We start from the raw sequence: 25,187 nt of genomic DNA on the forward strand, positions 1-25,187 counted from the left end.
TAAGAGATATTGAGGTCCTGTCAATAGGATGGGGACATGGCTCGTACCCCCGCCGCCCGCGCTCCGCGCATGCCGCCGACCGACCGTCGTACCCAGATCCTGTCGGCGGCCCGCCGCGTCCTGGAGGTCCGTCCGATCGACGACCTCTCGGTGGAGACCGTCGCCGCCGAGGCCGGGGTCTCGCCAGGACTGCTCTTCCACTACTTCGGATCGCAGCGCAAGTTCCGGCACACCGTCCTGGAGGCCGCCGCGCAGGAACTCCTCGACCACGTGCGGCCCGACCCCGGCCTGAGCCCCGCCGCCCAACTGCGCGCCGGAATCGAGACCTTCGTGGACTACGTCACCCGGTATCCCACCATCTACCAGGCGGTGACCCGGCTGGGCGGCGGCGCGGGGGTGCGCACCCTGCACCGCTCGGCGCGCTCGACGCTCGCGGGCTGGATCACCGAGGGACTGGCGAGCGCCGGGGCGCCGGTGACGCCCGCGCTGGCCTTCTCGGTCGCGGGCTGGCTCGCGTACATGGAGGAGGTCGTCCTCGCCTGGCTCGACGATCCCGCGATGGAACGCGCCGACCTGCTCGACCTGTGCGAGCGGACCGCCTACCAGGTGGTGATGGTCGCGCTGGACGACCCCGCGCAGTGGGAACGCATCCGCGCCGGGATGCGCGCGGAACCGGAGGCGGGAGTGTGACCCCCTGAGAACGCGCCCGCCCCGCTGCCGCCTTCGTGGGAAGCGCGCACGAATGGGACAGCGGGGGCGGGGCGATCGGCGTGACGTGGGATCAGGTCGGGCTGCCGGAGCCGCGTTTGGGGATGGTGTAGCCGAAGTCGGCACCCACGTGCAGCGGCAGCGGCAGGCTCCACTCGCCCGCCGACGCCATCTGCTGCAAGGCCTGCACCCGGTCCACGCTGTCCGGCCAGTCCGACTTGCGGCCCGGGGTCCTGGGGTTCTTCAGGTGCGCGGTGCGCACCTGGTTGAACACCCCGAGCCAGGTGTGCTCGTTGACACCGGAGGCCGGTGTGCCGCCCGCCTTCGAGGTCGTCTCTGCGACCAGGACCAGCAGACCGTCGGGGCTGTCGGGGGCGCCGTCCGGGCCCATCTCGACGGCGGTGTCGAAGAAGTCGGCCACCCCCAGGGCGGAGGTGATCCCGACCTTCCGGGCCTCGGTGAGCGCGGGGTCCAGGTAGTTCATGTGGGCCTGCTCGAACTGCGCCTGCACGAACACCGGGTCCTTCGCCGCCTGCTTCCACGCGGAGGTGAAGCCGTCCAGTCCGGTGTGCGCGTCGCTGCCCTCGGCGGCGAGCTTCCTGAGGGCGGGAAGGTACTTCGCCAGCGGGTTGCCCGGCTCCTGCGAGTCGTAGTACGTGACGAGCCTGACGTCGTCGTCGGTCTGGGTGCAGAAGCCGATGTATCCCGCGGTGTAGCCGCAGCCGTCACCGTAGTCCTCGATGGCGGCGAAGCCGCTGGTGATGTCGCCGTTCTCGAAGACGTTGGTGATCTCGTCGATCGCGTAGCGCTGGTCGTCCGTGAGGCTGATCCCGGCGGCCCTCGCGGGTGGGGTCGTCGCGGTGTGGGCGCTCGTCGCCTGCGCGGTGGGGACGAAGGCGACGGTCACGGCGGCGGCGACGCCGGTCGTGCCGAGGGCGAGGGCCCGTTTGTGCGATGCCATGCTGGATTCCCTTTCCGCGGTTGGAAGTGTGACGTCGCGTCACGACGCTGCGGGTCAGTGCTGGACGGAGGTGGAGAGGGAGAAGCCGGCGAACTCGGCGCGTTCGGTGGACTTCGGTCCCCAACTGGTGTCGTGGCCGCCGAAGAAGGTGGAGAAGAACACCCCGGAGAACGCGATCCCGGAGACGCCCGAGGCGGCCCCCTTCGCGGACAGCACCTGCCGGCCGTCGTACCAGACGGTGACGTCGCCGGTCCTGCGGTCCACCGACTGCTCCACGGTGTGCCAGTGGCCGTCGGCGGTCAACTTCCAGTCGCCCACACCGATGTCCACTCCGTAACCGGTCGGACCGGAGTCGGTGGGCGTGTAGAGGTAGACCTCACCCTCGTTCGGGCTGGACTTGGCACGGAACATGTACCGGGTCGACCAGCCCTTGCCGTGGTTGCCGCCGGACTCCTCGCCGATGGCGCCGCCGTACAGGCCGGGCAGCTTGCCGCCCTTGCCGAAGTCGAAGCCGCTGGGGAGCTTCAGGCTGTACTTCAGGTCCAGCGTCGCCGCGTTCGCGAGATCCTGCCGTCCGAGGGCGGACAGCTGGGTGTAGAACTGCCCGCCGCCCGGATCGGCGCAGTCCGTGCAGGAGTTGGCGGACGACCCCTTGCCGTAGGTGACCTGGAGCGCGGAACCGCCGCCCGGGGCCGCGGAGTCGGTGTCCTCCTTCAACTGCCCCTGGCCCCAAGCACCCTTGGCTGTGTACCCCCAGGCCGACTTCCATGCGCTCGACCCGTATCCGGCGAACTGGCCGGTCCACGTGGCGGCGTGCGGCCGGGGCGCGGCCCTCGCGGCGGAGGCGCCGGTGGCGGCGGCGACCAGCGCGGCACCGCAGGCGAGGGCGAGGCGGGCTCCCGCATGGTCGTCGGGCGTGGCCGGAGACGGACATGACGCTCCTAGGGGGAGGCGGGCGCGGCGACACCGCGCCTGGAGGTGTTCGCGTACCTGGTCGCGGTACGTGTACGTGTCCTGGCATTGGAGAAGCTAGCGCCGCACTCGCGCGGGCGTCCAGAGCTATGTTAGGAAACTTTCCTAATCTCGCCACGCGTGGCCGAACCACGACACCGCCGATGCCACGACGGCTGCCGGGGCCCCGGTGCGCACCGGGCGTCCCCTCCCGCGAGGGAGAGCGGCGCGGCGCCTCCCTCAGACGCTGGTGAGGACCACGAGTTGCCGCGTGGCCCGGGTCATCGCCACATAGCGGTCGACCGCCCCCTCGACGCCCTCGCCGAACGCTTGCGGATCGACGAGCACCACCAGGTCGAACTCAAGCCCCTTCGCCAGCTTTGGCGTCAGCGACCGGACCCGTGGCGTCTGCCGGAACGTGGGATCGCCGATGACGCAGGCCGTCCCGTTGGCGTTCGCGTCGAGCCAGGTGCCGAGGACCGACTCCAGGTCCGCGACCAAGCCGTGCACGACGGGAACGCCACTGTCACGAATGGACGCCGGCACGTTGGCGTCCGGCAGGACGGCACGGATGACCGGCTCGGCCTCCGCCATGACCTCTCGCGGCGTACGGTAGTTGACACCCAGCGACGTGAGGGTGACGCGGTCGAAGCCGACGCGCTCCAGCCGTTCCCGCCATGACTCGGTGAAGCCGTGCCGGGCCTGGGCGCGGTCGCCGACGATGGTGAAGCTGCGCGACGGGCAGCGCAGCAACAGCATCTGCCACTCCGCGTCCGTCAGCTCCTGCGCCTCGTCCACGACGACGTGCGCGAACGGGCCCGCCAGCGGCTCCCGTTCAAAGGTGGGCAACGCGGTTTCGTCGACGAGCGCCTCCCGCAGGTCCTCGCCCCGCAGCATGGTCACCGCGCCCTCGCCGTCGGCGTCGGCCGCGATCACGTTGTCGATCACACCGGCCATGCGCTCGCGTTCCGCCGCGACGGCGGCCTCGTGCCTGCGTCTGCGAACCGCCGCCCCGGGATCGCCGAGCCGGTGCCGTGCCATGTCCAGCAGCGGCAGGTCGCAGTCGGTCCACGCCGGCGGTTGCGCGCGGCGGCGCAGCGCGCGTGCCTCGTCGGCGCTCAGCCAGGGAGCGCACATGCGCAGGTAGGCGGGGACCGACCACAGATCCGAGACGAGGTCGGCCGCGTCCAGCAGCGGCCAGGCCCGCCGGAAGGTCGTGACCAACTCCTCGTCGCGCAGCAGCGACCTGCCGAACGCCTCGGGCGGGACGTCGCCGCCGTGCTTGTCCAGCAGGATCGCCACCAGTTCCTCCCAGACCTGCTCGCGTGCCTCGTTGTGCGGCGTGCCCGGGCCGGGCGCCCGGAACGCCTCGGCCCAGTCGTCGGCGCTCAGCCAGACGTCGGACCAGTCGGTGGTGACCGTCATCCCCTCGCCGGGTGGTTCCTCGTAGAACCTGACGGCCGCCTCGATCGCCTCCACCATGCCCGCGGACGACTTGAGCGGGGCCACCTGCGGTCGGTCTCCTCCTGGGCGCCGGCTCCCTCCGGGACGAGGTCGCGCAGGGTGCAGGTCCGCACGCCTTCCTCGCCCAGGCTGGGCAGGACGTCGGAGACGTAGGCCAGATAGGGCTGATGGGGGCCAACGAACAGCACGCCGCCGCGACGGTGCCCCAAGCGGGGGTCGGAGTGGAGGAGGTAGGCGGAGCGGTGCAGGGCGACGACCGTCTTGCCCGTGCCCGGTCCGCCGTCCACCACCAGGGCGCCGCGGGACCCGGCGCGGATGACGGCGTCCTGGTCCGCCTGGATGGTGGCGAGCACGTCCCGCATCCGCGGTGACCGGCTGCCGCCGAGACTGGCGATGAACGCGGACTGGTCGTCGAGCGCGGCATGGTGTTCGAGCCCTTCGGCGGTGAACACCTCGTCCCAGTAGTCGCTGATCCGCCCGCCCGTCCACCGGTACCTGCGGCGGCTCGCCAGGCCCATGGGGCGGGCGTGGGTGGCGGCGAAGAACGGCTCGGCCGCGGGGGAACGCCAGTCGACCAGCAGGCGTCGCCCGGTGCTGTCGGTCAGGCCGAGGCGGCCGATGTACACCGGGTCGGGGTCGCCGTCGGCCACGACGCGCCCCAGGCACAGGTCGAGCCCGAAACGGCGCAGCGCGCGCAGCCGCGCGGTGAGCCGGTGGACCTCGGTGTCCCGGTCCATCGCGGCGCGGCCGACGCCACCGGGCGCCTTGAGCTGCGCGTCGAGGCGGGAGGACAGGTCGGCGACGGTCCGGCGCAGGCTCTCCGCGACGGCGGCGAAGTGCCGGTCGTCATCGGCGATGAGCGCTGGGTCGGCCTTGGGGGAGAGGCGGCCGGGCAGGTCGAACGCGCTGGGGGACGGCGGCCTCATGCCATCGCCTCCGGCCGATGGCCCGCGCCGCGATCCTGATCAAAGGCTGACGACAACACACGCACGTCGCGAGGCTCCTGTTTGCGCTGGTCATGGCTTCGGCCTGCGATTGTGCGGCATGCCGGGGGCCTTGCCGCAAGGCCCCCGGTGCGCTATACGTTGAGAGTGGCGAGGAGAGGAACGGTCTCCTTGCCCTTTCTGTTTTCCTGACGCCGGTCGGCGACGTGTGTCCGTCCATGGGAGCGCATGCGCGGCGCCGCCCGGGTGCCTCGTGGGGAGGACCGGGCGGCGCGCGATGGGTTCGTCGGACCCGACGGGGAGGGTCAGTCGCTGGAGAGCGCCTCGATGAGGGCGCCCGCCTCGGGGTTCGGGACGCTGCGCGCGACGTCGGCGAGCGCGACCATGCCGACGAGCTTGTGCCCGTCGATCACGGGGAGCCGCCTGACCTTGTGGCGGGTCATCGTGCGGAAGATCTCCTGCGTGTCGTCGTCGGCGCCGATGGTGACGGCCTCGGCCTGCGCCAGGCTGCCCACGGGGGTGTCCGACGGGTCCTTTCCGACGCCCAGGACCTTCACCACGATGTCGCGATCGGTGAGCACGCCCTTGAGCCGCTGGTCCGTTCCGCAGATGGGAAGGGCGCCCACGCCGAGGTCCGTCAGCTTGCGGGCCGCGTCGGTGACACTCTCGTCCGCTGCCACGCACTCGGCGCCGGGTGTCATGATCTCCCGGGCGGTCGTCATGGTGCCTCCTTCTGAGTCGGTGGTCGCTGCTGCGTTTCCCCTCGGGTGCCGCGTAGGACAACGCGCAAACACGCCGAGCGCGGAAGATTCCGCCGCGGTCCGCCCGCCGTTCGACCGCGCGCCCTACGGTGGACGCACTGACGCACTCATCACATGACGCGAGATCAGATTCACCGGCCGGCCCTCCGGCCGCCTCGGCAGCGTGCCGCTGACTTCCTCGCGTCGCGGAAGGGCTCAAGTGACATGAAGATCCCGACGTCGAAGAAGATCACCACGTTCCTGATGTTCGAGGGCGACGCCGAGGAGGCGATGGCCTTCTACGTCTCCCTCTTCGACGACGCGGAGATCGTCGCCGTCGACCGCTACGGCGCCGAAGGCCCCGGCAGGCCCGGAAGCGTACGGCTTGGCACGTTCTCACTCGCGGGGGAGGTGTTCATGTGCATCGACAGCCCCGCGCCACACGACTTCACCTTCACGCCGGCCCTCTCGCTCTTCGTGCAGTGCGGGAACGAGGCCGAGATCGACCGCCTCTACGCCGCGCTCGCCGAAGGCGGCACCGAGTTGATGCCGTTGGGTGACCACGGTTTCAGCGCGCGATTCGGGTGGGTCGACGACCGGTTCGGCGTCTCCTGGCAACTGAACCTGGCGGCGTGAGCCCCGGGGGTGCCCGAGCTGCGCGGGAACAACGTGTCGGGTGACAACGACGTTGCCGTGGTGGCCCGTTGGTCCGTCCGTGCATCGCGTTTCCCCGAGCCCGAGCCGCCGAGCCCGCGTGCCCCCGACGTACTTCACCACTTTCCGACGGCGGAGGAATGATCGCCCGGAGCCGGGGCACTGGCCGTTGTGGAGGTGGATGACAATGGGTCCCTTGCTTTTGGTTCTTCTGCTCGCCCTCATCCTTTTCGGTGCGGGATTCGCACTGAAGGTGCTGTGGTGGGTCGCCGTGGCGGTCCTGGTGATCTGGCTGCTCGGATTCCTGATCCGCGCCGGTGAAGGCGCCGGGCGCAGTCGCTGGTATCGATGGTGAACTGACGCCTGATCAGCCCGATCAGGCGATGCGCACCAGGCCGGAGCGGCACCCGGGGACGGGTGCCGCTGCGGCGCGTTCATGCGAGGACGCGTTTGTCGCGCGTCATCCAGCAAGACATGACGAATCGGCTCATGCGCCGGGAACCGCCTCGGCGGCCTCGCCGGACAACACGACGGCGCGCGGCGCTCACGACGCCGCCAGGGCTTTTGCGGGGGGTGCTTTCGTTTGTTGACCGCGAGTCCTCCCGACCTCTCGCCGGGGGTCGGGAACCGGGCGGCCTCCGGTGAGGCCTTGCCCATGCCTTGTCACTCCCGTTCCGCCATCGTGCTCGCGCCCGTGCATGGTCCCGCTTCACCGGGTACTCGCAAAGAGACCGAAATCGCTCCCCACGGCGAACGTCTTGCGGGCGATGCGCTTCTCCATCGACCGGACACCGCACGGAGGCCAGAACATGCCGGAGCGGCACGAACAGCAGCACCCCGCCGACCAGCACCCGAAGCCGGACCTGCCCGCGCAGGACCAGCCGCATCCGGGCTGGACGGGCCCGATGGACCCGCCGCCGGACCACGGGGAGGAGTCCTACGTCGGAGCGGGTCGGCTGGCCGGACGCCGGGCGCTGATCACGGGCGGGGACTCCGGCATCGGAAGGGCCGTGGCGATCGCGTTCGCCCGCGAGGGCGCGGACGTGGCGTTCGCGCACCTGGAGGCGGAGGGCGACGACGCGGCCGAGACGGCACGCCTGGTGCGTGACGCGGGCCGCAAAGCGGTGCCCGTCGCGTGCGACCTGCGTGAGGAGGACAACTGCGCGGCGCTCCTGGACCGCACGGTCTCCGAGCTGGGCGGCCTCGACATCCTGGTCAACAACGCCGCCTACCAGATGTCCCAGCCCGACGGCATCGAGGCGATCACCACCGAGCAGTTCGACCGCGTGATGCGGACCAACCTGTACGCCATGTTCTGGCTGTCCAAGGGGGCCGTCGCCCACCTGCCGGAAGGCGGCAGCATCATCAACACGACATCGGTCCAGGCGTACAAGCCCAGCCCGCACCTGCTGGACTACGCCACGTCCAAGGGCGCCATCGTCACGTTCACCCAGGGTCTGGCGCAGATGCTCGCGCCCCGTGGCATCCGGGTCAACGCGGTCGCCCCGGGACCGGTGTGGACCCCGCTGATCCCCGCCACCCTGCCCGACACCGTCGAATTCGGGAAGCAGGCACCGCTCGGCCGCCCGGCCCAGCCCGCCGAGATGGCGCACGCCTACGTCTTCCTCGCCTCCCAGGAGGCCTCGTTCATCACCGCCGAGGTCGTCAACGCGACGGGCGGCACACCGATCCCATGACGTTGACGCTCTCGCGTCGGCGCGGCGATCGCCGACCGGGACGTGCCGGTCGTGCGCCACGAGGAGGTGGGCGGTGGAGGACGCGGGACGGACCCTCGGTGTGGAGGAGGAGTTCCTGCTCGTCGACCCGGTCACGCGGCAGGTCTCGCCCGCCGCGCCCGCGGTCCTGGCGGCTGCGGGCGACGCGCCGGGCGATGGCGGACGCTTCCATCCCGAGCTGCTGACCGGCCAGGTGGAGCACGCCACAGGGGTCTGCCGCGACCTGCCCGAGCTGGAGCGGCAGCTGGTGGCGGGGCGGCGGAGGCTGGCCCTGGCCGCGAGCGCACACGGCGTCCGGCTGCTGGCCAGCGGCACCGCTGTCACGACGGCCGACGCGCCCGTCACCGCCGGCCCGCGCTACGACCGCATCGCCCGCCGCTTCGCGGGTGTGGTCACCGACTACCACGCCTGCGGTTGCCACGTCCACGTCGGCGTGCCCGACCGCGACACCGCCGTGGCCGTCGTCAACCACCTCGCCCCCTGGCTGCCCACCCTGCTCGCGCTGTCCGCCAACTCGCCGTTCGAACGCGGGAAGGACACCGGCTACGCGAGCTGGCGCGCGGTGCGGCAGTGCGGGTTCCCCGGCAACGGACTGCCGCCCTGGTGCGGATCGGCGCGTGCGTACGACGCCATGGTGGAGCGGTTGGTCGAGTGCGGTGTGCTCGTGGACGCACACATGACGTTCTGGTTCGCGCGTCCTTCCGGCAGACTTCCCACGGTCGAGGTGCGGGCCGCCGACGCGGTCACCGAGCCCGCCGAGGCGGTGCTCCAGGCGGCGATCACCCGCGCGCTCGTGCGCTCGGCGCTGGGCGACCTGGCCGCCGGGCGGGAGGCCGCACCGGTGGACCCGCAACTGGGTGCCGCCGCCGTGTGGTCCGCCGCGCGCCACGGGATGACGGGGCCCGCCGTCGACCCGCTCACCGGAACCTGTGCCGGCGCGTGGGAGCAGACGGACCGACTCCTCCAGCACATCGGCCCCGCGCTGGAGGACACCGGCGACCTGGCCGCCGTACGGCGCGGGCTCGACGGCCTGCGGCGGCACGGCACCGGGGCGGAGCGCCAGCGCCGTGCCGCCGCCCGGGCCCCCGGCACCGATCCCGCGGCGGCCGTCGTCGACATGCTGATCCGGCGCACCGTGTCCGTACGAAACCGGCAGGAATGGGACGACCTTGCCAGGGCACCTGTTACCTCGACGGAGGACCCCGATCCCACGGAGGCACCATGACCGCGATTCCCGTCCGGGCCGGGCTGCCTTCCGTACGACCACAAGCCCGCGCCTGCGCACGGTCCGCGCACCACGCCCCGCCGCCCAGCCCGCGTGGCGAGCTGTCGGCGGCCGTGCTCGGCGCGCTGACCGGTGCGGATCCCGGCGAACCGCTGCGGCTGCCCCGCCCGAGCGAGACCGCCGCCGCCGATCCGCTCGGGGAGGACGTGCAGCTCACGCTCTACGTCCTGTACGAACTCCACTACCGCGGCTTCCCCGGCGTCCCGGCGGCGTGGGAATGGCATCCGGACCTGCTGCGGCTGCGCGGTGACCTGGAACGCGGCTTCGAGGGCGCGTTGCGCGAGCACACGACCGGCGGCACAGACCTTCCCGGCGAACTCGACGCGCTGCTCACCGAGCCGGTCCACCCGCAGGGCCCGTCCGTCTCCCACCACCTCGCGGACACCGGGGTGTGGTGGCAACTACGCGAACACCTCGCCCACCGGTCCGTCTACCACCTCAAGGAGGCCGACCCGCACGCCTGGGTCATCCCACGGCTTACCGGGCAGGCCAAGGCGTCGCTGGTGGCCGTGGAGTTCGACGAGTTCGGCGGCGGACGAGGAGAGCGGGTGCACGCGCGCCTCTTCGCCGACCTGCTCGCCGCCGCGGAACTGGACGACCGGTACGGCGGGTATCTCGACGCCGCCCCCGCCGTCACCCTCGCCACCGTCAACCTGATGTCGCTGACCGGATTGCACCGCTCCCTTCGCGGCGCCCTCGTCGGGCACTTCGCCGCCGCGGAGATCACCACGGCGCCCTCGGCACGACGCATGGTGCGCGCACTGGAACGCTCCGGGCACGGCGAGCCCGCGTTCACCCACTTCTACACCGAGCACATCGAGGCGGACGCCGTCCACGAACAGGTGATGCGCCACGAGGTCATCGGCGCCCTGCTGGCGGCGGAGCCGGAGCTGACCGCCGACGTGGTGTTCGGCATCCAGGCCACAAGCCTGCTGGAGGAACGGCTCGCGGCCCACCTGATGAGTGCCTGGAGTGCGGAACGCACGTCCTTGCGGCTACCGCTGCCGGACGGACCGCACGCGGCCACGAACAGCTGACCGGGAGGCTCGCCATGTTGCTGCTGCGTCCGCCGGGCGTCTACCAACCGCAGTCCGATTCCCTGCTGCTGGCCCGTACCGCACTGGCCCACAAGAGTTCCTGCGCCGCGCGTGAGGGGCGCAGGCCGCGCGTGCTCGACCTGTGCACCGGCACCGGCGTGCTCGCGCTGGCCGCCGCGCGCGCCGGTGCGGACGTGACCGCCGTGGACATCTCGCGCCGCGCGGTCCTCGCCGCCCGCTGCAACGCGGCCCTGCACGGCGTGCCGCTGCGCGTCCTGCGGGGCGACCTGGCCGCGCCGGTGGCCGCCGAGCGCTTCGACCTCGTCCTGGCCAACCCGCCCTACGTCGTCCGCCTCGCCGGCCGGCCCGGCCACCACAGCCGCGCCCGCGCCTGGGACGCGGGGCCGGACGGCCGGGAACTGGTGGACCGGATCTGCGGCGCCGCCCCGGCACTGCTGGCCCGTGGGGGAGCGCTGGTGATGGTGCACTCCGGCTTGTGCGGCGTGGGCGCCACCTTGCGGCTGCTCCGGGACGGCGGGCTGCGGGCGGACGTGGCGGCCCGCAGCGACGAGCCGTTCGGTCCCGTGATGTCCGCGCGGGCGGCCGGTCTCGCCGGGCGCGGCCTGATCGAGCGGGACCAGCGGTCGGAGGAACTGGTGGTGATCCGTGCCGAACGCGTCGTCTGACGAGCCGGGGACGGCAGCCGCGGGCAGGCCTCCGGTGCGCGTCCGGCTCGACCCGGGCGGGCCGCTGATGGTCGAGGGGCCGGTGGAGGTCGAACTCGAGGACGGGACGCTCGTGCGCTCCGACCGGTTCCAGTGCGCGGTGTGCGTCTGCCGCCGCAGCCGCACCTACCCGTGGTGCGACACCAGCCACCGCAGGCGCTCGCGCGACGGCCGACGCGACGGGGACGAGGCCGAAAGGCAGCGTTGAGCCGTCGGCACGGCGTGACCGGGCGGTGTGTCAGCGGCGCAGCCGCCTGCGGACGACGAGCAGGTCGACCAGCGCGGTCGCAGCGATCACACCGCAGACACCCGCGAGCGTGGCCAGTTCCGCCGTGTTCGGCGACCCGTCGGTCGTGGTCGCCGTCGACCACCAGGCCAGGGCACCGGTGCCCGCGGCGAAGACCACAAGCGCGACGGCGGCCAGCGCCGACCGCAGCCTCAACGGACTGCGCGCGGTCACAGGTTCCGAGCCCGCACGGGGTACGTCCCCGCCGGACCGCCCTGGTCGCGCCGTCATGGCCTTCCTCTCACACTTCTCCGTTCGTCTCGCGAGGTCGGGTACCCCCGCCTCCCGCGGGCGAAAACACCGGCGCGCTGCACTGCTCGTTTCCCGTGGGAAAGCGTGGGCACTGGCTCCGGTGGGAGATCTGGAGGCAAGCATGGCGCTGTCGCACGAGGACCGGGACGAGGCGGGGACGGCCGGTGCCTCGACGGCCGAGGAGCACCGGAAGGCTGTCGCGCGGGAATTCACCCGCCTGGTGGAAGCGGGCGAAGCCGACCTGCCGCTGCCCGGGCACGGGGAGACCCGGCGCCGCTGGGATCTGCTGACACGGGTGGCCGAGACGGACCCGGCGCTCGCCCGGCTGGTGGAAGGGCACACCGACGCCCTGGCCATCCTCGCGGAGCTGGCCGACCTGGGCGTCCCCGAGGTGCCGCACGCCGCGCCGGGCACCCGGTGGGGAGTGTGGGCGGCGGAGCCCCCGGGGCAGGTGCTGCGGGCGGAGCGCGACGCGGACGGCTCGTGGCGGCTGTCGGGGCTCAAGCCGTACTGCTCCGGCGCCAGGGTGTGCACGCACGCCCTGGTCACGGCGCGTGCGGGCGAGGAGCGCAGGCTGTTCGCCGTCGAGGTCGACCCGTCGCGCATGGCCCCCGTCCCGGGTAGCTGGCCCGCCGCCGCCATGTCGGGCAGCGACACGCTGGATGTGCGCTACGTGGACATGCCCGCGGCGCCCGTGGGCCCGCCCGGCGCCTACCTGGAGCGTCCCGGCTTCCAGCACGGTGGCATCGGGGTCGCCGCCTGCTGGTACGGCGGCGCACGGGCCGTGGCACGCACCCTGTACCAGGCGATGGCCGATCGGCCCGAGCCGCACGGGTTGGCCCATCTCGGCGCCGTGGACGCCCAGTTGGATGCCGTCGACGCCGTGCTGGACCGCGCCGCGGCCGAGGTCGATGCCGACCCCGCCGACCGCAAGGGCCGCGCCGCACTGCGTTCCCGACGGGTGCGGGCCTTCACCGAACGGGTCGCGTCCGAGGTCGTCGAACGGGTCGGCAGGGCCCTGGGTGCGGCGCCACTGGGACACGACGAACGACACGCGAGGACCGTCTCGGACCTCACCGTCTACCTGCGACAGCATCACGCGGAACGGGACCTGGCCGCCCTGGGCACCGAACTCGCCGAGCTGACGCGCACCAAGGAGAACCTCCGATGAGACTCACGACCGCCCAGGCCACCGCCACGACCGCTTCGCCCGATGCCACGACCACGCGAGCCGCCGCCACGCGACCCGCGGACCCCATCGAGGCGCCCGGGACCCCGGAGGACGTCTGGGCAGCGTGGCAGGGGCCCGCGGCCTTCCCTGAGGTGGACCTGGCAGGTCTGCGCGACGTCGTCCTCGTGGCGGCCCACCCCGACGACGAGGTGCTCGGGCTCGGCGGCACGATCGCACGCCTGGCCGCCGCCGGCGTCCGGCTGACCCTGGTCGCGGTGACCGACGGCGAGGCCTCGCACCCGCGCAGCACCGCCGTCACCCGCAGGCAACTGGCCCGCACCCGGCGCCACGAGACGCGGCGGGCGCTGGAGGTGCTCGGCGCGTCCTGCACCGAGATCGTCCACCTGGGCGTGCCCGACACCGCCGTCACCGACCACGAGGAGTGGCTCACCGAGCGGCTGACGCGCGTGTGCGACGGCGCCGACGTGCTGGCCGCGCCCTGGAGCGGCGACGTGCACAGCGACCACGAGGCCTGCGGCCGTGCGGCGTCGACGGCGAGCCACGCGACGGGCGTGCCGCTGTGGCACTACCCCGTGTGGACCTGGCACTGGGCCGTGCCCGGCGACCCTCGCGTGCCCTGGGACCGCGCGGCGCGCGTCCCGCTCGACGAGGCGACGCGCGACCGCAAGCGCCGGGCCCTGGAGTGCTTCGCCAGCCAGATACACCCGCTCGGCCGCCACGCGTCCGACGCGCCCATCCTGCCCCCCGAGGAACTGGCGCACTTCGCCCGCGACTACGAGACGGTGCTGCGATGAGCACACCGGCGCAGTACTTCGCCGAGATGTACCGGGACAGCGACGACCCGTGGCGGCTCGCCGAGCGGTGGTACGAACGGCGCAAGTACGCGCTCACCATGGCCGCGTTGCCCCGTGAGCGCTACCGCGACGCGTTCGAACCCGCGTGTTCGGTCGGCGTTCTCACCCGGCTGCTGGCCGACCGGTGCGACCGCCTGCTCAGCTGCGACCGAGTGCCACGCGCCGTGGACGCCGCCCGCCGCCGCGTGGCGGGCCTCGCGCACGCCACCGTCGAGCAGCGGGTGCTGCCCGCCCAGTGGCCGACCGACCGCCGCTTCGACCTCGTCGTGCTGTCGGAGATGCTCTACTACTTCAGCCCTGACGAGGAGCGCACGCTGCTCGACCAGGCGACGGCGTCGCTGGAGCCGCAAGGCACCCTGGTGGCCGTCCACTGGCGTCACCCCGTCGACGACCACGCGCAGACCGGCGACGAAGCGCACCGGGTGCTGCGCTCCGTCCCCGGGCTGGCCCGGGTCGCGGCGCACGAGGAACCGGACTTCCTGCTTGAGGTGTTCGCACGGTCCTCGCGCCCCGGCGCCGACCCGCGGAGCCTGTCGGTGGCCGCGCTGGAAGGCCTCGTGTGATCCGGGCGGTCCTCGTCGTGGTTCCCGCACACGACGAGGAGGCGCTCATCGCCGACTGCCTGGCGTCGGTGGCCCGGGCCGCCGCGCACCCCCGGCTGGCGGGCGTGGCGGTGGCGACGACGGTCGTCGCGGACGCCTGCCGCGACGACACGGCGGCGATCGCCCGACGACACGGTGCCCGGGTGGTGGAGGTCGTACGGCGCAACGTCGGCGCGGCCAGGGCGGCCGGCACCAGGTCCGCGCTCACCGAGGCGACGGCCACCGGACTCGCTCCGGCCTCGGTGTGGCTGGCCCACACCGACGCCGACAGCCAAGTGCCGCACGACTGGCTCGCGGACCACCTCGACCGGGCCGCGGAGGGCTTCGACGCCGTGCTGGGCACCGTCGACGTCCACGGCTGGTCACGGCACGCCCCGCTGACCCGGGTGCGCTACCTGCACGACTACCACGCCTACCGCGCGACGTCGCGCGAGCACCCGCACGTCCACGGCGCCAACCTCGGAGTGCGAGCCGACGCCTACCTGGGCGCGGGTGGCTTCCGGCCCCTGGCCACCGGTGAGGACCGTGCGCTGGCCGCCGCTCTCGAACGCCGCCGGTGCCGCATCCACCGATGCGACAGCCGCCCGGTGCGCACGTCGGGGCGTCGGGACTTCCGCGCTCCGGGAGGGCTCGGCAGCCTCCTGGCCGACATCGCTGCGACGCGGGAACAGAGCGTCGTGCCCCCGCCCCCGCTGTCCCCGGGCGTAGGCTGAGGACCGCAGTGGCGTGAGCGTCGCCATCCGCCGCCCGGCCGAGCCAATGGCGTCGCGAGACCGGCGAGGGGCGCCCTCGTGCTCCCGCCGGCGCCGCGGCCGGAGCAGCGGGGAGACAGGGCGACATGGACGACCACGACCTGGAAGGCGCACTGCGCGGCGCGCTGACCCGCCTGACCCTGCTCAACGAGATCGCCACCGTGCTGTCCAGCACCCTGGACGCCACCGAGGCCATCACCCGGGTCTGCCGGGTCCTGGTCCCGGCGCTGGCCGACTGGTGCACGGCCGACCTCACGGACGACGACGGCGGTCTGCGACGGGTGTGCGTCACCCACCGCGACGGCAAGGTCGACCTGGCCGGCATCACCGGGCCCCTGCCACGGCCTCCGGCGGCTGCCTGCGGCCCGTTGTCCCGCGCGTTGCGGGGGGAGGGCCCGTTGCTGCTGCGGGGCAAGGACATGCCACCCGCGGAAGAGGCCTTCGACCCGCTGCACAGGCTGAACCTGGAACTCTTCGCCCGGCTGGGCGGCGGAACGCTCGTCGTCGCGCCCATGCGGGTGCGCGGCCGGGTGTTCGGCGCCGTCACCCTGGTCAGGAGCGACGAGCGCTCACCGCTGGACGAAGCGGACCTGAGCCTGGTCGAGGACCTGACGCACCGGATGGCGCTGGCCGCCGACAACGCCCGCCTGCACGCCGAGGCGAAGACGACGGCCGAGCACCTCCAGCGCTCGCTGCTGCCCGACCTGCCGGACGTGGGCGGCCTGGCCATCACCGGCCGCTACACGCCCGCCCGCAGGACCGCCCAGGTCGGAGGGGACTGGTACGACAGCTTCGTGCTCCCCCAGGGCGACGTCACGATGATCATCGGGGACGTCACCGGCCACGACCTCCAGGCGGCAGTCACCATGTCGCAGCTGCGCAACATGCTGCGCGGCATCGCGTGCGACCGCCACGAGCCACCCGGTCGCATCCTGCGCCGGCTGGACGCCGCGATCGGCACGCTCTACGGCCACACCACGGCGACCTGCGTGTACGCGCTGGTCAGGGAAACCGGGAACGGCCACTACGAACTGCACTGGTCGCAGGCCGGTCACCCGCCCCCGCTGCTGATCACGGCGGACGGCGACGCCCAGTACCTCGACGACGCCCACGAGATGATGCTCGGTGTGGTACCGGACATCGACCGCCCCTCGGCCCGGCGTGGACTCCCGCCGGGCGGAACGCTGTTGCTCTACACCGACGGCCTGATCGAGCGCCAAGGAGAGGTCATCGACCACGGCTTCACCCGCCTGCGCCAGCACGCCGCGGCCCTGGTCCACCGTGAACTCGGTGAATTCTGCGAGGAGTTGCTCGGCCTCCTGCCCTTCGAGGCCGACGACGACGTGGCGTTGCTGGCCCTGCGCCTGCCCGCGACCGGACCGGGACCCGGCGCGGGACAGGGCGACGGGAGCGGTCAGGCGTAGTCCTTGCTGGTCTTCATGCCCTCGTGCTTCTCGTCGTCCGGCTCCTTCTCGTCGAGCCGCTCGCGGCGGGAGGTGTACGTGGGCTCCTCCGCCTCCTCCACCCGACGCGCCTCCTCCTTGCGCGCGTCCCGAAGCTCCTCGGCCCTGCGCCGGGACTCCTCGGTGCTGTCGTCGTCCCGCTTGGCGGTGTCATGCCTGGTCATGGCTGTCCCTCCGGTAGGTGATCGACCGGTCGGCCTCCAGGCGTACGGCTTCCCCGCGAGGTAGCGGCTACACCTGGCGGTGGCCGGTTCCGTTACGCCGCCGGGGCGGGGGGCCTACGCCGCAGGGAGTGGCGCGCGTGGCGGCGCGTTTGGGGTCAGCCGGTCGTGGCAAACCGCTTCCCATGTGGCCGATTTCCGTGAAACGCCTGTCCTCGTACCTCGCGGTGTCCCCGACCTCCTCACCACCGGCGCCTTGCGCGGCCGACGCCGCCCTGAGGGCCGCTGAGCGGTTGCGCGACGCGCTGGACGCGCTGGAGCGGCCCTCGGTGCTCGACCGCGCCGTCGGCCCCGTGCAGCGCCTCGTGCGGGCCCTGCCGCTGGGGGAGGGGCGCGACGTGCTGCACGGACGGCACCTCGGCCACCCCCTGCACCCGGCGATGGTGCAGCTGCCGGTCGGCGCCTGGCTGTCGGCAGGGGTGCTGGACGCCCTGCCGGGTGCCCGGCGCGGCTCGGGAACGCTGATCGCCGTCGGCCTCGCCGGTGCCTTGCCCGCGGCGCTCGCGGGCTGGGTCGACTGGGCGGAACAGCACGAACAGCAGATGCGCACCGGCCTCGTCCACGCCCTCACCAACGGCGCCGCCATCGCCCTGTACACCGGCTCCCTGACCGCGCGACTGCGAGGCCGGTCCGGACGGGGCCGCCTGCTGGCCTACGCGGGTCTCGCCACGGTCGGCTTCGGCGGGCTGCTGGGCGGCCACATGGCCTACCGGCAGGCCGCGGGCGCCAACAAGACCGAACCGGTGCCCCACCTCGTCGAACCCGGCTGGCACGCGATCGGCCGCACCGAGGAGTTCGCGGTGGGCGAGCCGGTGCGCAGGACACTGGGGGAGGTCCCGCTGCTCGTGGTGCGCGTGGACGAGGCCACGGTACGAGTGCTGGGCGACCGGTGCAGCCACTTCTCCGGCCCGCTGTCGGACGGCGAGGTCGCCGACGGCTGCGTCGAATGCCCCTGGCACGGAAGCGTGTTCAGGCTCTCCGACGGTCTGAACGTGCGCGGCCCAGCCACCGCGCCGCAGCCTTCCTTCGAGACGCGGACGCGACCCGACGGCACGCTTGAGGTCCGCCTGCCGAACGCCGGCTGAGGACCGGACGGGCGTCCTCCGCCGCCCCCCGTCATCCGGACTCGTCGCGGTGTGTCCGGGAGGTCCGTGCCCCGCGGCCCTCCCGGACACACCGCCACAGCTCCTCCCCGTACGGCAGCGCCACTCCGAGCAGGATGGCCACCGAGACGCCCGCCAGGTAGGGAGCGGGAAGGCGGCGCCGCCTGAGTACCAGACGCCACGCGTCCGGATCGCCCCGCCCGCCCCGCAGCAAGGACCGCACCTGGTCCGGGTGCAGGCACATCAGCGCCGACAGACCGGCGAACGGCAGCGACTCCAGGAAGCTGTGGATGTGCTGCTCGACGGGCTTGACCTCCCGGTCGCTGCGCACCGCCGTCCGCACGTCCCACAGTGCTGTGGCCTCGTGGGCTCCGGTCGCCCCGAGCATCACGGCCAGCAGCAGCGGGTTGACCTCGCAGACGAACGCCAGCGCGATGGGAACGCCGACCTCGGTCATCATCAGGGCGTGGATCAGCGACTCACGCGTTCCGGCCGTCTTCTCGATGCGGGTGCGGCGGTGCATCACCCAGTCGGCGAGACCGGGCACGAACCAGGACGGCAGCAGCCCGTACATCAGGTAGCGCAGCGTCGCGTCCTGGGCGTCCAGTGCGGGCGAGGCGGGTTGAAGCACCGGTTTGCGCAGCCAACGGCTCAACAACATCCTGCGTCCTTCGCCGGTCGGGGGCGGCCGTCACGCGACAGCCGGGGAGAGTGACGGCCCCGCCGGGGGTCGGAGCCTCCCGGGGAGGCTCGTGCGGGGCCTGCCTATCGGGTGCCGCGCGGCGGCACCGCGCAAACCTGGCCGTCGTGGGATCGCGGGCACCCACACGGCACGGTTCGTCCGGTCGGGCCACTCGCGGGATGATTGGAACGCGCCTCGCGGGTACCCGGAGCGCATGACGGACAACCCACCACTCGCCCTCGTGACCGGTGCCTCCCGTGGCATCGGCTACGAGCTGGCCAAGCAGTTCGCCGACCACGGCTTCGACGTGATGGTGAACTCCGAGGACGCCGCCATCAGCGACGCCGCCGAGACACTGAGGGCCTCGGGGCGCGAGGTCACACCGCTGCGCGCCGACCTGACGGTCCAGGACGGTGTGGAACGGCTCTACGCGGCGGTGGCCGCCACCGGACGGCCGGTGGCGGCTGCCGCGCTCAACGCGGGTATCGGCGTGGGCGGTTCGTTCCTGGACAACGACCTCGCGGACGAACTGCGGCTCATCGACCTGAACGTGAAGTCGACGGTCCACCTGGCGAAACGGCTGCTGCCCGCGATGGTGCGGCAGGGGGAGGGCGGCATCCTCTTCACGTCCTCGATCGCCTCGACCATGCCCGGGTCCTTCCAGGCCGTCTACAACGCCTCGAAATCCTTCATCCAGTCGTTCGCGGAGGCACTCCACAACGAGCTGAAGGACACCGACGTCGTGGTCACCTCGCTCATGCCGGGGCCGACCGACACCGACTTCTTCCGCCGCGCCGGCATGCAGAACACCCGGATCGGGCGGATGAACAAGGACGATCCGGCGCTGGTCGCACGGCAGGGCTTCGACGCCCTCATGGCCGGCCGGACCAAACGCGTCGCCGGGTCGGTGAAGACCCGCGCGCAGGGACTGGCCAACGCGTTCCTGCCGGACGGCGCCAAGGCGCAACTGCACCGGCGGATGGCCGAACCGGACGCGAGGAGCGGTGACGAGCAGTAAGCAGCGGGCGCGGACGGTTGAGACGCGCTGCCGCGCCGAAGTCCCGCCGACGGGAGCCTACTCGCGGGGCAGCAGCGTGCCGAGCGGGCCGAGGTCCAGGTTGAGGTCCTCCATCGTGAGGCCGTAGCGCTCGCACAGCTCCGCCATGCGGTCCGCGAGGATCATCAGGGTCGACCCGATCCGCTCCTCCTGCTCCTCGGTCAGGTCGCCCTGGTCGACGCGATTGAGCGCGGTACGCTCCATCAGCTGCCGCAGCAACTCCACGATGGTGAGCACCAGCCGGATCAGATCGCGTTCGACCGTCTCCGGGTCCGTGTGCAGCCGCTGGGCCACCCGGCTGCCGGGGGCCGCCGTGCTCTCGTCCGGGCCCGCGGGCAGCAGGTCGAACGCCTGGGCGGCGGCTTTCGCCACGTCGTCCAGGCGGTTGCGCGGCGTGGGCTGCTCCGCGCGCGGTCCGCTCGTGTCGTTCATGGGATCTCCCGGCTCCTGCCCTTCCGCTCCGTGCGCCCGCGGGCGTGTGTTCACCACGGCGCGGGTTCCTCCGCGGTGACCGACTTGATGACGGCGCGCAGGTTGATGTGGACCAGGTCCACGTCGGCGATGGACAGCACCAGGTCGCCGGTGAGGACCGCGCCGCCGGACAGAAGGCGGTCGAGCAGGTCGATGAGGGCCACCTGCCGCTGTGCCAGGGGCCGGTCGTCCTCGGCGTCGTCGAAGCCGCTGACGTCGGCGCCGTACGACGTCAGCTCGTCCTCGGCGGCCGCCGCACCGCCCTGCGGTACCGGCATCGCCTCCGCCGCGCGTCGTCCCACCGAAGGCCGTTCGACGGTCATCACGGCCTCCCTTGGGTCCTGCCGGGATCGTCCGGGGTGGCGAACGAGTACGGAGCCCACGGCCCGGTGATCTCCAGCCGTACGCCCGGTACGACACCGGCGGCGTCCCGCACCGCCCGCCGGAACCGCTCACCGTGCTCGGCGGGCACCAGGAACGCCCAGTTCACGATGTTCTCGCCGGGCCCGGTCGCCAGGTCACCCTGCTGCGGCCGGTGGGCCGCGCTCGCGGACGCCCAGCTCGCCGCCTCCTGGGAGATGCGGCGGGCGGCGTCCTCCGCGGCCCCGTGCGCCTCCGCCGCGCCGCGCCGTGCCGCACGGCGCGCCTGGAGGTAGGCCCTGCCGGAACTCGTACCGGGCCGGGGCGGGGCCTGCGTGTCACGGGCGGCCCGTACGTCGACGTAGAGCTTCACTCCCCATTCGACCTGCCCGGTCAGCCAGTCGAGCATCGAGGTGAACTCCTCCTCGCGCTCCTGGAGCATCCCGGCCGCCCGCTCGTCGTCGAAGTAGACGGTGGCCAGCCGCATGGGAAGGACGGTGGCGTGTTCCCAGGCCGACGCCACCACGTCGTGATGGCGTCGGGCGACAGCCTCCAGCCGCTCCAGGTCGCCGAGTTGGGCCCGCAGGCCCCGCTCGTCGAACTGCTCGGCCGGGACGTCGGCGACCAGGGCGGCCAGCCCGCGGGCGGTCACCACCCGCAACGCGACCCCGCCGGGCCGCTCGGCGGCGACGTCCCGCAGCGCCTGTTCGTCGCGGCCCACCGCGTACACGTACGACATCGAGGCGCCCGGTTCGGGCCGCTCGGGCGGCGGTACGGCGGGGGAGGAGGCGATCGGGTCCGGGGCACTGGTCATGACGTGCCGTCTCCTTCTTCGTCGACGCGGTCACGGCGTGCGGCGGAGCCGTCGGGGAGGGAGTCGTCGGCAGCCGGCTCCAGCGCCCGCATGCGCTCGATCTCACCACGCAACCGCTCGTTCTCCCGGGCCAGTTCCTCACGACTGCCCGAATGCGAGGAGGACACCTCGGGGCGGCGCGCCGAGGACGAGAGCGACGGGTCGTGCTCCCACCAGTCGATGCCCATCTCCTTGGCCTTGTCGACCGAGGCGACCAGCAATCGCAGCTTGATGGTGAGCAGTTCGATGTCGAGCAGGTTGATCTGGATATCGCCCGCGATCACTATGCCCTTGTCGAGCACGCGTTCCAGGATGTCCGCGAGATTGGCGGACGACCCCTGCTGCCCGTACGGGGAGACCCCGCCGGACGGTCCCATGCGCCTGGACACTGAGTCGGACACGGTCGATCACACTCTCGTCTCTCGTTCGACGGCCGGTTCAGCGGGCCGCGGCACGGCGCCGCGAGCGGCCGCCGCGCGGGGCGTCCTCTTCGTCTGCGGCGTCCTCGTCCTCGTCGTCCTCGGCCTCTTCGTCCTCGTCGTACGGTTCGTCCTCGGCCTCGTCTCCCCGGTCCTCGTCGTCTTCGTCGTCCTCGTCGTCTTCGTCTTCGAGTTCGTCCTCGGGCGGGGCCTCGTCCTCGTAACGGTCCTCGTCCTCGTCGTCCTCGGGAAGCTCCTCGTCGGCGTCGTCCTCGAAGCGGTCGTCGTCGGCTTCCTCGTCGTCGTCGGGCTCGTCCTCGTCGCGGGCGTCCTCCTCCGCGTCGGTGTCGTCCCGAGGCTCGCGCTCGTCCGCGTCGGTGTCCCGCGCCTCGTTCTCCTCGCGTTCCACCGCCTCGTCGTGGTCCTCCACGACCTCGCCGTCGCGGATCTCACCGCGCCAGGCGTCGGTCGCCTCGCCGCGCATCATGATGAACTTCCGGTACAGCTTCAGGTCGAGCCGTGCCCGCCGGCCCTGCGCCCGCCAGATGTTCCCGGTCTTCTCCACGAAGCCCTGCGGGTGGTATTCGAGCACCAGCAGCACGCGAGTGAGGTCGTCGGTGATGCGGTGGAACGTCACCACACCCTTGACGCTGCCCTTGGCGCCCTCGGTGGTCCAGGCGATGCGTTCGTCGGGGATCTGCTCGGTGACGTTCGCCTTCCAACTGCGCGTGGACTTGGCGACCTTCACCTTCCAGTTGCTCGTGGTGTCGTCGGACCGCTCGACACTGACGACGCCCTTGGCGAAGGTGCTGAACTCCTGGAACTGGGTCCACTGGTCGTACGCCTCGCGCACCGGCACACCGACGTCGATGTCCTCGCTGATGGTCACGGTCTTGGACTTGCCACCGCCGCCCTTGCGGCCCTTGCCGAACACTTGCTTGACCTTGTCCTTGACGGTTTCCTTCAGATGCGAGGTGCCGACGCTCATCGCGGCCTGCGCGGGCGACTTGCCCTCGCTCAGCGCCTGACCGCCCTTGGCGAGTGATCCGGCGAGCCCACCGGGCCCCTGCTTGGGGTCGGCGAGCTTGTTGATGCTGTCGCCGAGCCGTTCGCCCAGGCCGGTCAGCGCGTGTGCCGCGCGGGCCTCGAGGTAGCCGCGCAGCTCTTCCTTGAGCCGGTCGGTGGCCGGGTTCTCCGCCACCTGGTCCTTGATCCTGGTGAGGGGGGTGTCAGCCACGGCTGCCTCCTCGGCTGGAAGCCTTACGGGCGGACGACGCGGTCTTGCGCGCGGTCGTACCCGTCTTGCGCGTCGTACCGGAGGCGGTCTTGCGCGCCGTGCCGGACGCCTTGCGGGAGCTCGTGGAGGCGGTCTTGCGGGCGCCCGACGACGCCCGGGAGGCGGTCTTGCGGGTGCCGGAGGAACCGGAACGCGAGCGGGACTTCTTCTGTTCGCCGCCGTCGTCCTGGTCGGAGGAGCGTCGCGCCGCGCTCTTCCCGTCCTCTTCCTCATCCTCGTCCTGTGCCCGGTCCGTCTCCCCGTCCGCGTCGGCTTCGCCTTCGGAGGTGGCGTTTTCGCCGTTCTCCAGGCTCAGGGTGCGTTCGTGGAGCGAGTCCGCGAGGAGGTTGACCCGGTTGGTGAGGGCGTTGGTCGCCGCGTTCTTCGTGGCATCGACCAGTTGCTTGCGCGCCTGGGCGCTGAGCCCCTCGAACAGCGGTGACTCGGAGACCATCCTGCCGATCGCCTGCGGGTCGAGGCTGATCTTGCGGCCTGCCAGGAACATCCCCAGCCCGATCGCCATCCTCGCCTTCTTCGTCCTGCCGAGGAGGTATCCGCCCACCAGGGCCGCCCCGACTTTCGCGTTGTCCACCATCTGCTCCTCACCTCGAAGGGTGCCGTCTGCCTCATGGGGCCTGGCCGGGTCCGCGCAGCCGCGCGTACTCGGCCTCCAGCCACTCAAGCCTGTCCAGGAGTTCGTCCTCACGGCGGTCGAACTCCTCCTCGTCGATGTTCCCGTCGAGCAAGTCCTGCTCCAGCGCAGCGAGTTGGGCGCGCACCGGCGCCGGGTCGTAACACTCGGCCTCGGCGGTGCGGACCACCTGCTGGATCACCCACGCGCTGCCGCGGGCTGGAGCGAGCGGAAGGGTCAGGATCTGCGTGATGAGTCCCATCGAGACACCTCGGATCTCATGTCGCCGTTGTCTCGCCCGTCCCCGCCCGTCCCGGGCCGTTCCCAGCCGGGATCGTTCAGACGAAGCTGTACGGGGGAAGCGGCCCGCGCAGCCGGAACGTGTAGGCGTCGCCGCGCCGGTTCGCCTCTTCGGTCACCGCTCGCGAGAACGCGGGGGCGTCCTCGCGCTTGACCAGGAAGGACACGTTGAGGAACGCCGACTCCACCGGATCGGCCACGGCGTGGCGGTCGGCGGCGCCGGACAGCCGGTCGACGACGTCCTTGGCCTCCTGCTCCTCCCGGGCGCGCACCTCCTTCGCCAGCAGCTCGCCCAGCGCCACCTTCTGGTCCTGCGCGGTGGGGTTGGCCCGGGTGAGCTCGTTGAGCCGGCGCACGTCCTGCGAGTCCTCGACGATCTCCCGCAACATGTCGTCCTCGTCACGCGAGACCTTGAGGTTGTACTCGACGCGGCCGTCGACCTCGCCCAGTCGCTCGGCGTAGGCCGTGGCGTTCGCCTCCAGAACGGAGACCACCTGCTCGTCGTCGGCGCCGACCAGGCCGAAGCGCATCGGCAGCACCGCGCCGTCCTCCAGGAGCCGCTCGAGCACGCCCTGGTGCGCGGCCAGGTCGCGCCGCTTGGCACGCAACTGGGCCGGCGCGTCGCTCACGACCGCCCGCAGGTTCCCTGCCTCCACCGTGCGAAGAGCTCCGCCCGGCTCCCCGACGCCCTTGAGACCGTCGAGCCGAAGGGGGTGGTCGGTGTCGACGATGGCGTACACGTAGATGGACACAGCTCAGTCCTCCCTACTGCGGCTGCTGCGGCGGCTGGACGACGTGCTCTTGCGCGGCTGACGCTCCCGTTCCTCGCCGTCGCCGCCCTTCTGCAGCGAGTCGCTGAGCGCCTCGACCGCGCCGGTCAGCGCTCCTTTCGACTTGCCCTTGGCGCCGTGCTCCACGGTGTCGCCGACGATGTCGGTCAGCTGGGTGGGAGCCTTGCGGCCGCTCTCCAGGTCGAGGCGGTTGCACGCCTCGGCGAAGCGCAGATAGGTGTCGACGCTCGCGACGACCACACGCACATCGATCTTGAGAATTTCGATTCCGACAAGGGAGACCCGCACGAACGCGTCGATGACCAGACCTCGGTCCAAGATCAGTTCGAGTACGTCGTAGAGATTCCCCGAGCCGCTTCCGCCGGAGGCGGAACTCGTTTGCGGAACTACGCTCACGATGAGTTCTTCCTTCCTGGG

General features: G+C 72.3%; 30 protein-coding genes and 1 pseudogene. 15 read left to right on the plus strand and 16 right to left on the minus strand.

Features of this window, described 5'->3' with window-relative positions; translation table 11 throughout:
• Nucleotides 1-36: 36 nt before the first annotated feature.
• On the plus strand, nt 37-690 hold the full coding sequence (locus tag CK485_RS11740) for a TetR/AcrR family transcriptional regulator (RefSeq protein ID WP_109449716.1): 654 nt from the start codon (nt 37-39) through the stop codon (nt 688-690).
• Between the two features lie 91 nt (nt 691-781).
• Here CK485_RS11740 and CK485_RS11745 read toward each other — a convergent pair whose 3' ends face one another.
• The 4 genes and pseudogenes from CK485_RS11745 to CK485_RS11760 form a co-directional block, all read right to left on the minus strand.
• Nucleotides 782-1,669, minus strand: a complete 888-nt coding sequence (locus tag CK485_RS11745; RefSeq protein ID WP_109449718.1) for a chitosanase — start codon at nt 1,667-1,669, stop codon at nt 782-784.
• Nucleotides 1,670-1,723: 54 nt separating this feature from the next.
• Nucleotides 1,724-2,386, minus strand: coding sequence for a polysaccharide lyase (locus tag CK485_RS11750; protein ID WP_109449719.1), 663 nt, complete (start codon nt 2,384-2,386; stop codon nt 1,724-1,726).
• Between the two features lie 474 nt (nt 2,387-2,860).
• Nucleotides 2,861-5,010: pseudogene (gene helR, locus CK485_RS11755) on the minus strand (RNA polymerase recycling motor ATPase HelR).
• Between the two features lie 323 nt (nt 5,011-5,333).
• Nucleotides 5,334-5,750 carry a CBS domain-containing protein gene (locus CK485_RS11760; RefSeq protein WP_109449721.1) on the minus strand — a complete coding sequence of 139 codons (417 nt, stop codon included), beginning with the start codon at nt 5,748-5,750 and terminating at the stop codon, nt 5,334-5,336.
• 243 nt (nt 5,751-5,993) lie between these two features.
• Here CK485_RS11760 and CK485_RS11765 point away from each other — a divergent pair, with 243 nt between their 5' ends.
• The 7 genes from CK485_RS11765 (at nt 5,994) to CK485_RS11795 (ending at nt 11,413) form a co-directional block, all read left to right on the plus strand.
• Nucleotides 5,994-6,404 (plus strand): VOC family protein, encoded by a 411-nt coding sequence (locus tag CK485_RS11765; RefSeq protein WP_109449723.1) that lies wholly within the window; start codon nt 5,994-5,996, stop codon nt 6,402-6,404.
• A 205-nt stretch (nt 6,405-6,609) separates the two neighbouring features.
• A complete protein-coding gene (locus tag CK485_RS11770; RefSeq protein WP_109452839.1) occupies nt 6,610-6,777 on the plus strand; it encodes a hydrophobic protein in 168 nt (55 codons plus the stop codon).
• A gap of 454 nt (nt 6,778-7,231) precedes the next feature.
• A complete protein-coding gene (locus tag CK485_RS11775; RefSeq protein ID WP_109452841.1) occupies nt 7,232-8,119 on the plus strand; it encodes an SDR family oxidoreductase in 888 nt (295 codons plus the stop codon).
• 73 nt (nt 8,120-8,192) lie between these two features.
• The gene (locus tag CK485_RS11780) at nt 8,193-9,383 is read left to right on the plus strand and encodes a glutamate--cysteine ligase (protein WP_109449725.1); all 1,191 of its coding nucleotides are present in this window, start codon (nt 8,193-8,195) and stop codon (nt 9,381-9,383) included.
• Nucleotides 9,380-10,480 carry an iron-containing redox enzyme family protein gene (locus CK485_RS11785; RefSeq protein ID WP_109449727.1) on the plus strand — a complete coding sequence of 367 codons (1,101 nt, stop codon included), beginning with the start codon at nt 9,380-9,382 and terminating at the stop codon, nt 10,478-10,480. Before CK485_RS11780 ends, CK485_RS11785 begins: the two co-directional genes overlap by 4 nt.
• A 14-nt stretch (nt 10,481-10,494) precedes the next feature.
• The gene (locus CK485_RS11790) at nt 10,495-11,166 is read left to right on the plus strand and encodes a HemK2/MTQ2 family protein methyltransferase (RefSeq protein ID WP_109449729.1); all 672 of its coding nucleotides are present in this window, start codon (nt 10,495-10,497) and stop codon (nt 11,164-11,166) included.
• A 67-nt stretch (nt 11,167-11,233) separates the two neighbouring features.
• The gene (locus tag CK485_RS11795) at nt 11,234-11,413 is read left to right on the plus strand and encodes a CDGSH iron-sulfur domain-containing protein (protein ID WP_109452843.1); all 180 of its coding nucleotides are present in this window, start codon (nt 11,234-11,236) and stop codon (nt 11,411-11,413) included.
• Nucleotides 11,414-11,443: 30 nt separating this feature from the next.
• Here CK485_RS11795 and CK485_RS11800 read toward each other — a convergent pair whose 3' ends face one another.
• A complete protein-coding gene (locus CK485_RS11800; RefSeq protein WP_109449730.1) occupies nt 11,444-11,722 on the minus strand; it encodes a DUF6343 family protein in 279 nt (92 codons plus the stop codon).
• Between the two features lie 142 nt (nt 11,723-11,864).
• Between CK485_RS11800 and CK485_RS11805 the strand changes: the two genes are divergently transcribed.
• From CK485_RS11805 to CK485_RS11825, 5 genes are all read left to right on the plus strand, one after another.
• Nucleotides 11,865-12,914 (plus strand): acyl-CoA dehydrogenase family protein, encoded by a 1,050-nt coding sequence (locus CK485_RS11805; protein WP_241968298.1) that lies wholly within the window; start codon nt 11,865-11,867, stop codon nt 12,912-12,914.
• Nucleotides 12,911-13,729, plus strand: a complete 819-nt coding sequence (locus tag CK485_RS11810) for a PIG-L family deacetylase (protein WP_109449732.1) — start codon at nt 12,911-12,913, stop codon at nt 13,727-13,729. Before CK485_RS11805 ends, CK485_RS11810 begins: the two co-directional genes overlap by 4 nt.
• Entirely contained in the window at nt 13,726-14,352 is a 627-nt protein-coding gene (locus CK485_RS11815; protein ID WP_109449734.1) for an SAM-dependent methyltransferase, read from the plus strand. Before CK485_RS11810 ends, CK485_RS11815 begins: the two co-directional genes overlap by 4 nt.
• Complete coding sequence (locus CK485_RS11820) at nt 14,349-15,104, plus strand: glycosyltransferase family 2 protein (RefSeq protein ID WP_109449736.1); 756 nt, start codon at nt 14,349-14,351, stop codon at nt 15,102-15,104. Before CK485_RS11815 ends, CK485_RS11820 begins: the two co-directional genes overlap by 4 nt.
• Before the next feature lie 125 nt (nt 15,105-15,229).
• Entirely contained in the window at nt 15,230-16,567 is a 1,338-nt protein-coding gene (locus CK485_RS11825) for a GAF domain-containing SpoIIE family protein phosphatase (RefSeq protein ID WP_109449738.1), read from the plus strand.
• Here the strand turns inward: CK485_RS11825 and CK485_RS11830 are convergent.
• A complete protein-coding gene (locus tag CK485_RS11830) occupies nt 16,558-16,770 on the minus strand; it encodes a hypothetical protein (RefSeq protein ID WP_109449740.1) in 213 nt (70 codons plus the stop codon). The two genes, CK485_RS11825 and CK485_RS11830, sit on opposite strands and share 10 nt — an antisense overlap.
• A gap of 182 nt (nt 16,771-16,952) precedes the next feature.
• On the opposite strand from CK485_RS11830, the gene CK485_RS11835 reads away from it, so the two are divergent.
• Nucleotides 16,953-17,912 carry a Rieske (2Fe-2S) protein gene (locus tag CK485_RS11835; RefSeq protein ID WP_109449742.1) on the plus strand — a complete coding sequence of 320 codons (960 nt, stop codon included), beginning with the start codon at nt 16,953-16,955 and terminating at the stop codon, nt 17,910-17,912.
• Nucleotides 17,913-17,943: 31 nt separating this feature from the next.
• Here the strand turns inward: CK485_RS11835 and CK485_RS11840 are convergent, their stop codons facing one another.
• Nucleotides 17,944-18,504 carry a diguanylate cyclase gene (locus tag CK485_RS11840; RefSeq protein ID WP_241968444.1) on the minus strand — a complete coding sequence of 187 codons (561 nt, stop codon included), beginning with the start codon at nt 18,502-18,504 and terminating at the stop codon, nt 17,944-17,946.
• A gap of 322 nt (nt 18,505-18,826) precedes the next feature.
• On the opposite strand from CK485_RS11840, the gene CK485_RS11845 reads away from it, so the two are divergent.
• Complete coding sequence (locus CK485_RS11845; protein WP_109449744.1) at nt 18,827-19,630, plus strand: SDR family NAD(P)-dependent oxidoreductase; 804 nt, start codon at nt 18,827-18,829, stop codon at nt 19,628-19,630.
• 57 nt (nt 19,631-19,687) lie between these two features.
• On the opposite strand, the gene CK485_RS11850 is transcribed toward CK485_RS11845, so the two are convergent.
• From CK485_RS11850 to CK485_RS11890, 9 genes are all read right to left on the minus strand, one after another.
• Nucleotides 19,688-20,101 carry a gas vesicle protein K gene (locus CK485_RS11850; protein WP_109449746.1) on the minus strand — a complete coding sequence of 138 codons (414 nt, stop codon included), beginning with the start codon at nt 20,099-20,101 and terminating at the stop codon, nt 19,688-19,690.
• 50 nt (nt 20,102-20,151) lie between these two features.
• Nucleotides 20,152-20,319 carry a gas vesicle protein gene (locus CK485_RS11855; RefSeq protein ID WP_199239422.1) on the minus strand — a complete coding sequence of 56 codons (168 nt, stop codon included), beginning with the start codon at nt 20,317-20,319 and terminating at the stop codon, nt 20,152-20,154.
• Nucleotides 20,320-20,462: 143 nt separating this feature from the next.
• The gene (locus CK485_RS11860; RefSeq protein WP_241968299.1) at nt 20,463-21,314 is read right to left on the minus strand and encodes a GvpL/GvpF family gas vesicle protein; all 852 of its coding nucleotides are present in this window, start codon (nt 21,312-21,314) and stop codon (nt 20,463-20,465) included.
• A complete protein-coding gene (locus tag CK485_RS11865; RefSeq protein ID WP_109449748.1) occupies nt 21,311-21,730 on the minus strand; it encodes a gas vesicle protein in 420 nt (139 codons plus the stop codon). Before CK485_RS11865 ends, CK485_RS11860 begins: the two co-directional genes overlap by 4 nt.
• 61 nt (nt 21,731-21,791) lie before the next feature.
• The gene (locus CK485_RS11870) at nt 21,792-23,009 is read right to left on the minus strand and encodes an SRPBCC family protein (RefSeq protein ID WP_109449750.1); all 1,218 of its coding nucleotides are present in this window, start codon (nt 23,007-23,009) and stop codon (nt 21,792-21,794) included.
• Nucleotides 23,002-23,643, minus strand: coding sequence for a hypothetical protein (locus CK485_RS11875; protein ID WP_109449752.1), 642 nt, complete (start codon nt 23,641-23,643; stop codon nt 23,002-23,004). The genes CK485_RS11870 and CK485_RS11875 overlap by 8 nt, the downstream gene beginning before the upstream one ends.
• 31 nt (nt 23,644-23,674) lie before the next feature.
• Nucleotides 23,675-23,941: a gas vesicle protein GvpG gene (locus CK485_RS11880; protein WP_109449754.1), complete on the minus strand. Its 267-nt coding sequence runs from the start codon at nt 23,939-23,941 to the stop codon at nt 23,675-23,677.
• A 76-nt stretch (nt 23,942-24,017) separates the two neighbouring features.
• Complete coding sequence (locus CK485_RS11885) at nt 24,018-24,731, minus strand: GvpL/GvpF family gas vesicle protein (protein ID WP_109449756.1); 714 nt, start codon at nt 24,729-24,731, stop codon at nt 24,018-24,020.
• A gap of 3 nt (nt 24,732-24,734) precedes the next feature.
• The gene (locus CK485_RS11890; protein WP_109449758.1) at nt 24,735-25,166 is read right to left on the minus strand and encodes a gas vesicle structural protein GvpA; all 432 of its coding nucleotides are present in this window, start codon (nt 25,164-25,166) and stop codon (nt 24,735-24,737) included.
• Between the last annotated feature and the right edge of the window lie 21 nt (nt 25,167-25,187).

The organism is Streptomyces sp. ICBB 8177, from assembly GCF_003144095.1.
Classification (GTDB): Bacteria; Actinomycetota; Actinomycetes; order Streptomycetales; family Streptomycetaceae; genus Streptantibioticus_D.

Excerpts from the sequence above, each read along its gene's own strand:
- CK485_RS11880 (WP_109449754.1), bottom strand. The coding sequence starts at position 23,941 with ATGGGACTCATCACGCAGATCCTGACCCTTCCGCTCGCTCCAGCCCGC.
- CK485_RS11760 (WP_109449721.1), bottom strand. The coding sequence starts at position 5,750 with ATGACGACCGCCCGGGAGATCATGACACCCGGCGCCGAGTGCGTGGCA.
- CK485_RS11845 (WP_109449744.1), top strand. The coding sequence starts at position 18,827 with ATGACGGACAACCCACCACTCGCCCTCGTGACCGGTGCCTCCCGTGGC.
- CK485_RS11860 (WP_241968299.1), bottom strand. The coding sequence starts at position 21,314 with ATGACCAGTGCCCCGGACCCGATCGCCTCCTCCCCCGCCGTACCGCCG.
- CK485_RS11810 (WP_109449732.1), top strand. The coding sequence starts at position 12,911 with ATGAGACTCACGACCGCCCAGGCCACCGCCACGACCGCTTCGCCCGAT.
- CK485_RS11815 (WP_109449734.1), top strand. The coding sequence starts at position 13,726 with ATGAGCACACCGGCGCAGTACTTCGCCGAGATGTACCGGGACAGCGAC.
- CK485_RS11840 (WP_241968444.1), bottom strand. The coding sequence starts at position 18,504 with ATGTACGGGCTGCTGCCGTCCTGGTTCGTGCCCGGTCTCGCCGACTGG.
- CK485_RS11770 (WP_109452839.1), top strand. The coding sequence starts at position 6,610 with ATGGGTCCCTTGCTTTTGGTTCTTCTGCTCGCCCTCATCCTTTTCGGT.
- CK485_RS11790 (WP_109449729.1), top strand. The coding sequence starts at position 10,495 with ATGTTGCTGCTGCGTCCGCCGGGCGTCTACCAACCGCAGTCCGATTCC.
- CK485_RS11830 (WP_109449740.1), bottom strand. The coding sequence starts at position 16,770 with ATGACCAGGCATGACACCGCCAAGCGGGACGACGACAGCACCGAGGAG.
- CK485_RS11805 (WP_241968298.1), top strand. The coding sequence starts at position 11,865 with ATGGCGCTGTCGCACGAGGACCGGGACGAGGCGGGGACGGCCGGTGCC.
- CK485_RS11800 (WP_109449730.1), bottom strand. The coding sequence starts at position 11,722 with ATGACGGCGCGACCAGGGCGGTCCGGCGGGGACGTACCCCGTGCGGGC.
- CK485_RS11745 (WP_109449718.1), bottom strand. The coding sequence starts at position 1,669 with ATGGCATCGCACAAACGGGCCCTCGCCCTCGGCACGACCGGCGTCGCC.
- CK485_RS11835 (WP_109449742.1), top strand. The coding sequence starts at position 16,953 with ATGTGGCCGATTTCCGTGAAACGCCTGTCCTCGTACCTCGCGGTGTCC.
- CK485_RS11765 (WP_109449723.1), top strand. The coding sequence starts at position 5,994 with ATGAAGATCCCGACGTCGAAGAAGATCACCACGTTCCTGATGTTCGAG.
- CK485_RS11850 (WP_109449746.1), bottom strand. The coding sequence starts at position 20,101 with ATGAACGACACGAGCGGACCGCGCGCGGAGCAGCCCACGCCGCGCAAC.
- CK485_RS11775 (WP_109452841.1), top strand. The coding sequence starts at position 7,232 with ATGCCGGAGCGGCACGAACAGCAGCACCCCGCCGACCAGCACCCGAAG.
- CK485_RS11865 (WP_109449748.1), bottom strand. The coding sequence starts at position 21,730 with ATGGGACCGTCCGGCGGGGTCTCCCCGTACGGGCAGCAGGGGTCGTCC.
- CK485_RS11825 (WP_109449738.1), top strand. The coding sequence starts at position 15,230 with ATGGACGACCACGACCTGGAAGGCGCACTGCGCGGCGCGCTGACCCGC.
- CK485_RS11875 (WP_109449752.1), bottom strand. The coding sequence starts at position 23,643 with ATGGTGGACAACGCGAAAGTCGGGGCGGCCCTGGTGGGCGGATACCTC.
- CK485_RS11785 (WP_109449727.1), top strand. The coding sequence starts at position 9,380 with ATGACCGCGATTCCCGTCCGGGCCGGGCTGCCTTCCGTACGACCACAA.
- CK485_RS11795 (WP_109452843.1), top strand. The coding sequence starts at position 11,234 with ATGGTCGAGGGGCCGGTGGAGGTCGAACTCGAGGACGGGACGCTCGTG.
- CK485_RS11740 (WP_109449716.1), top strand. The coding sequence starts at position 37 with ATGGCTCGTACCCCCGCCGCCCGCGCTCCGCGCATGCCGCCGACCGAC.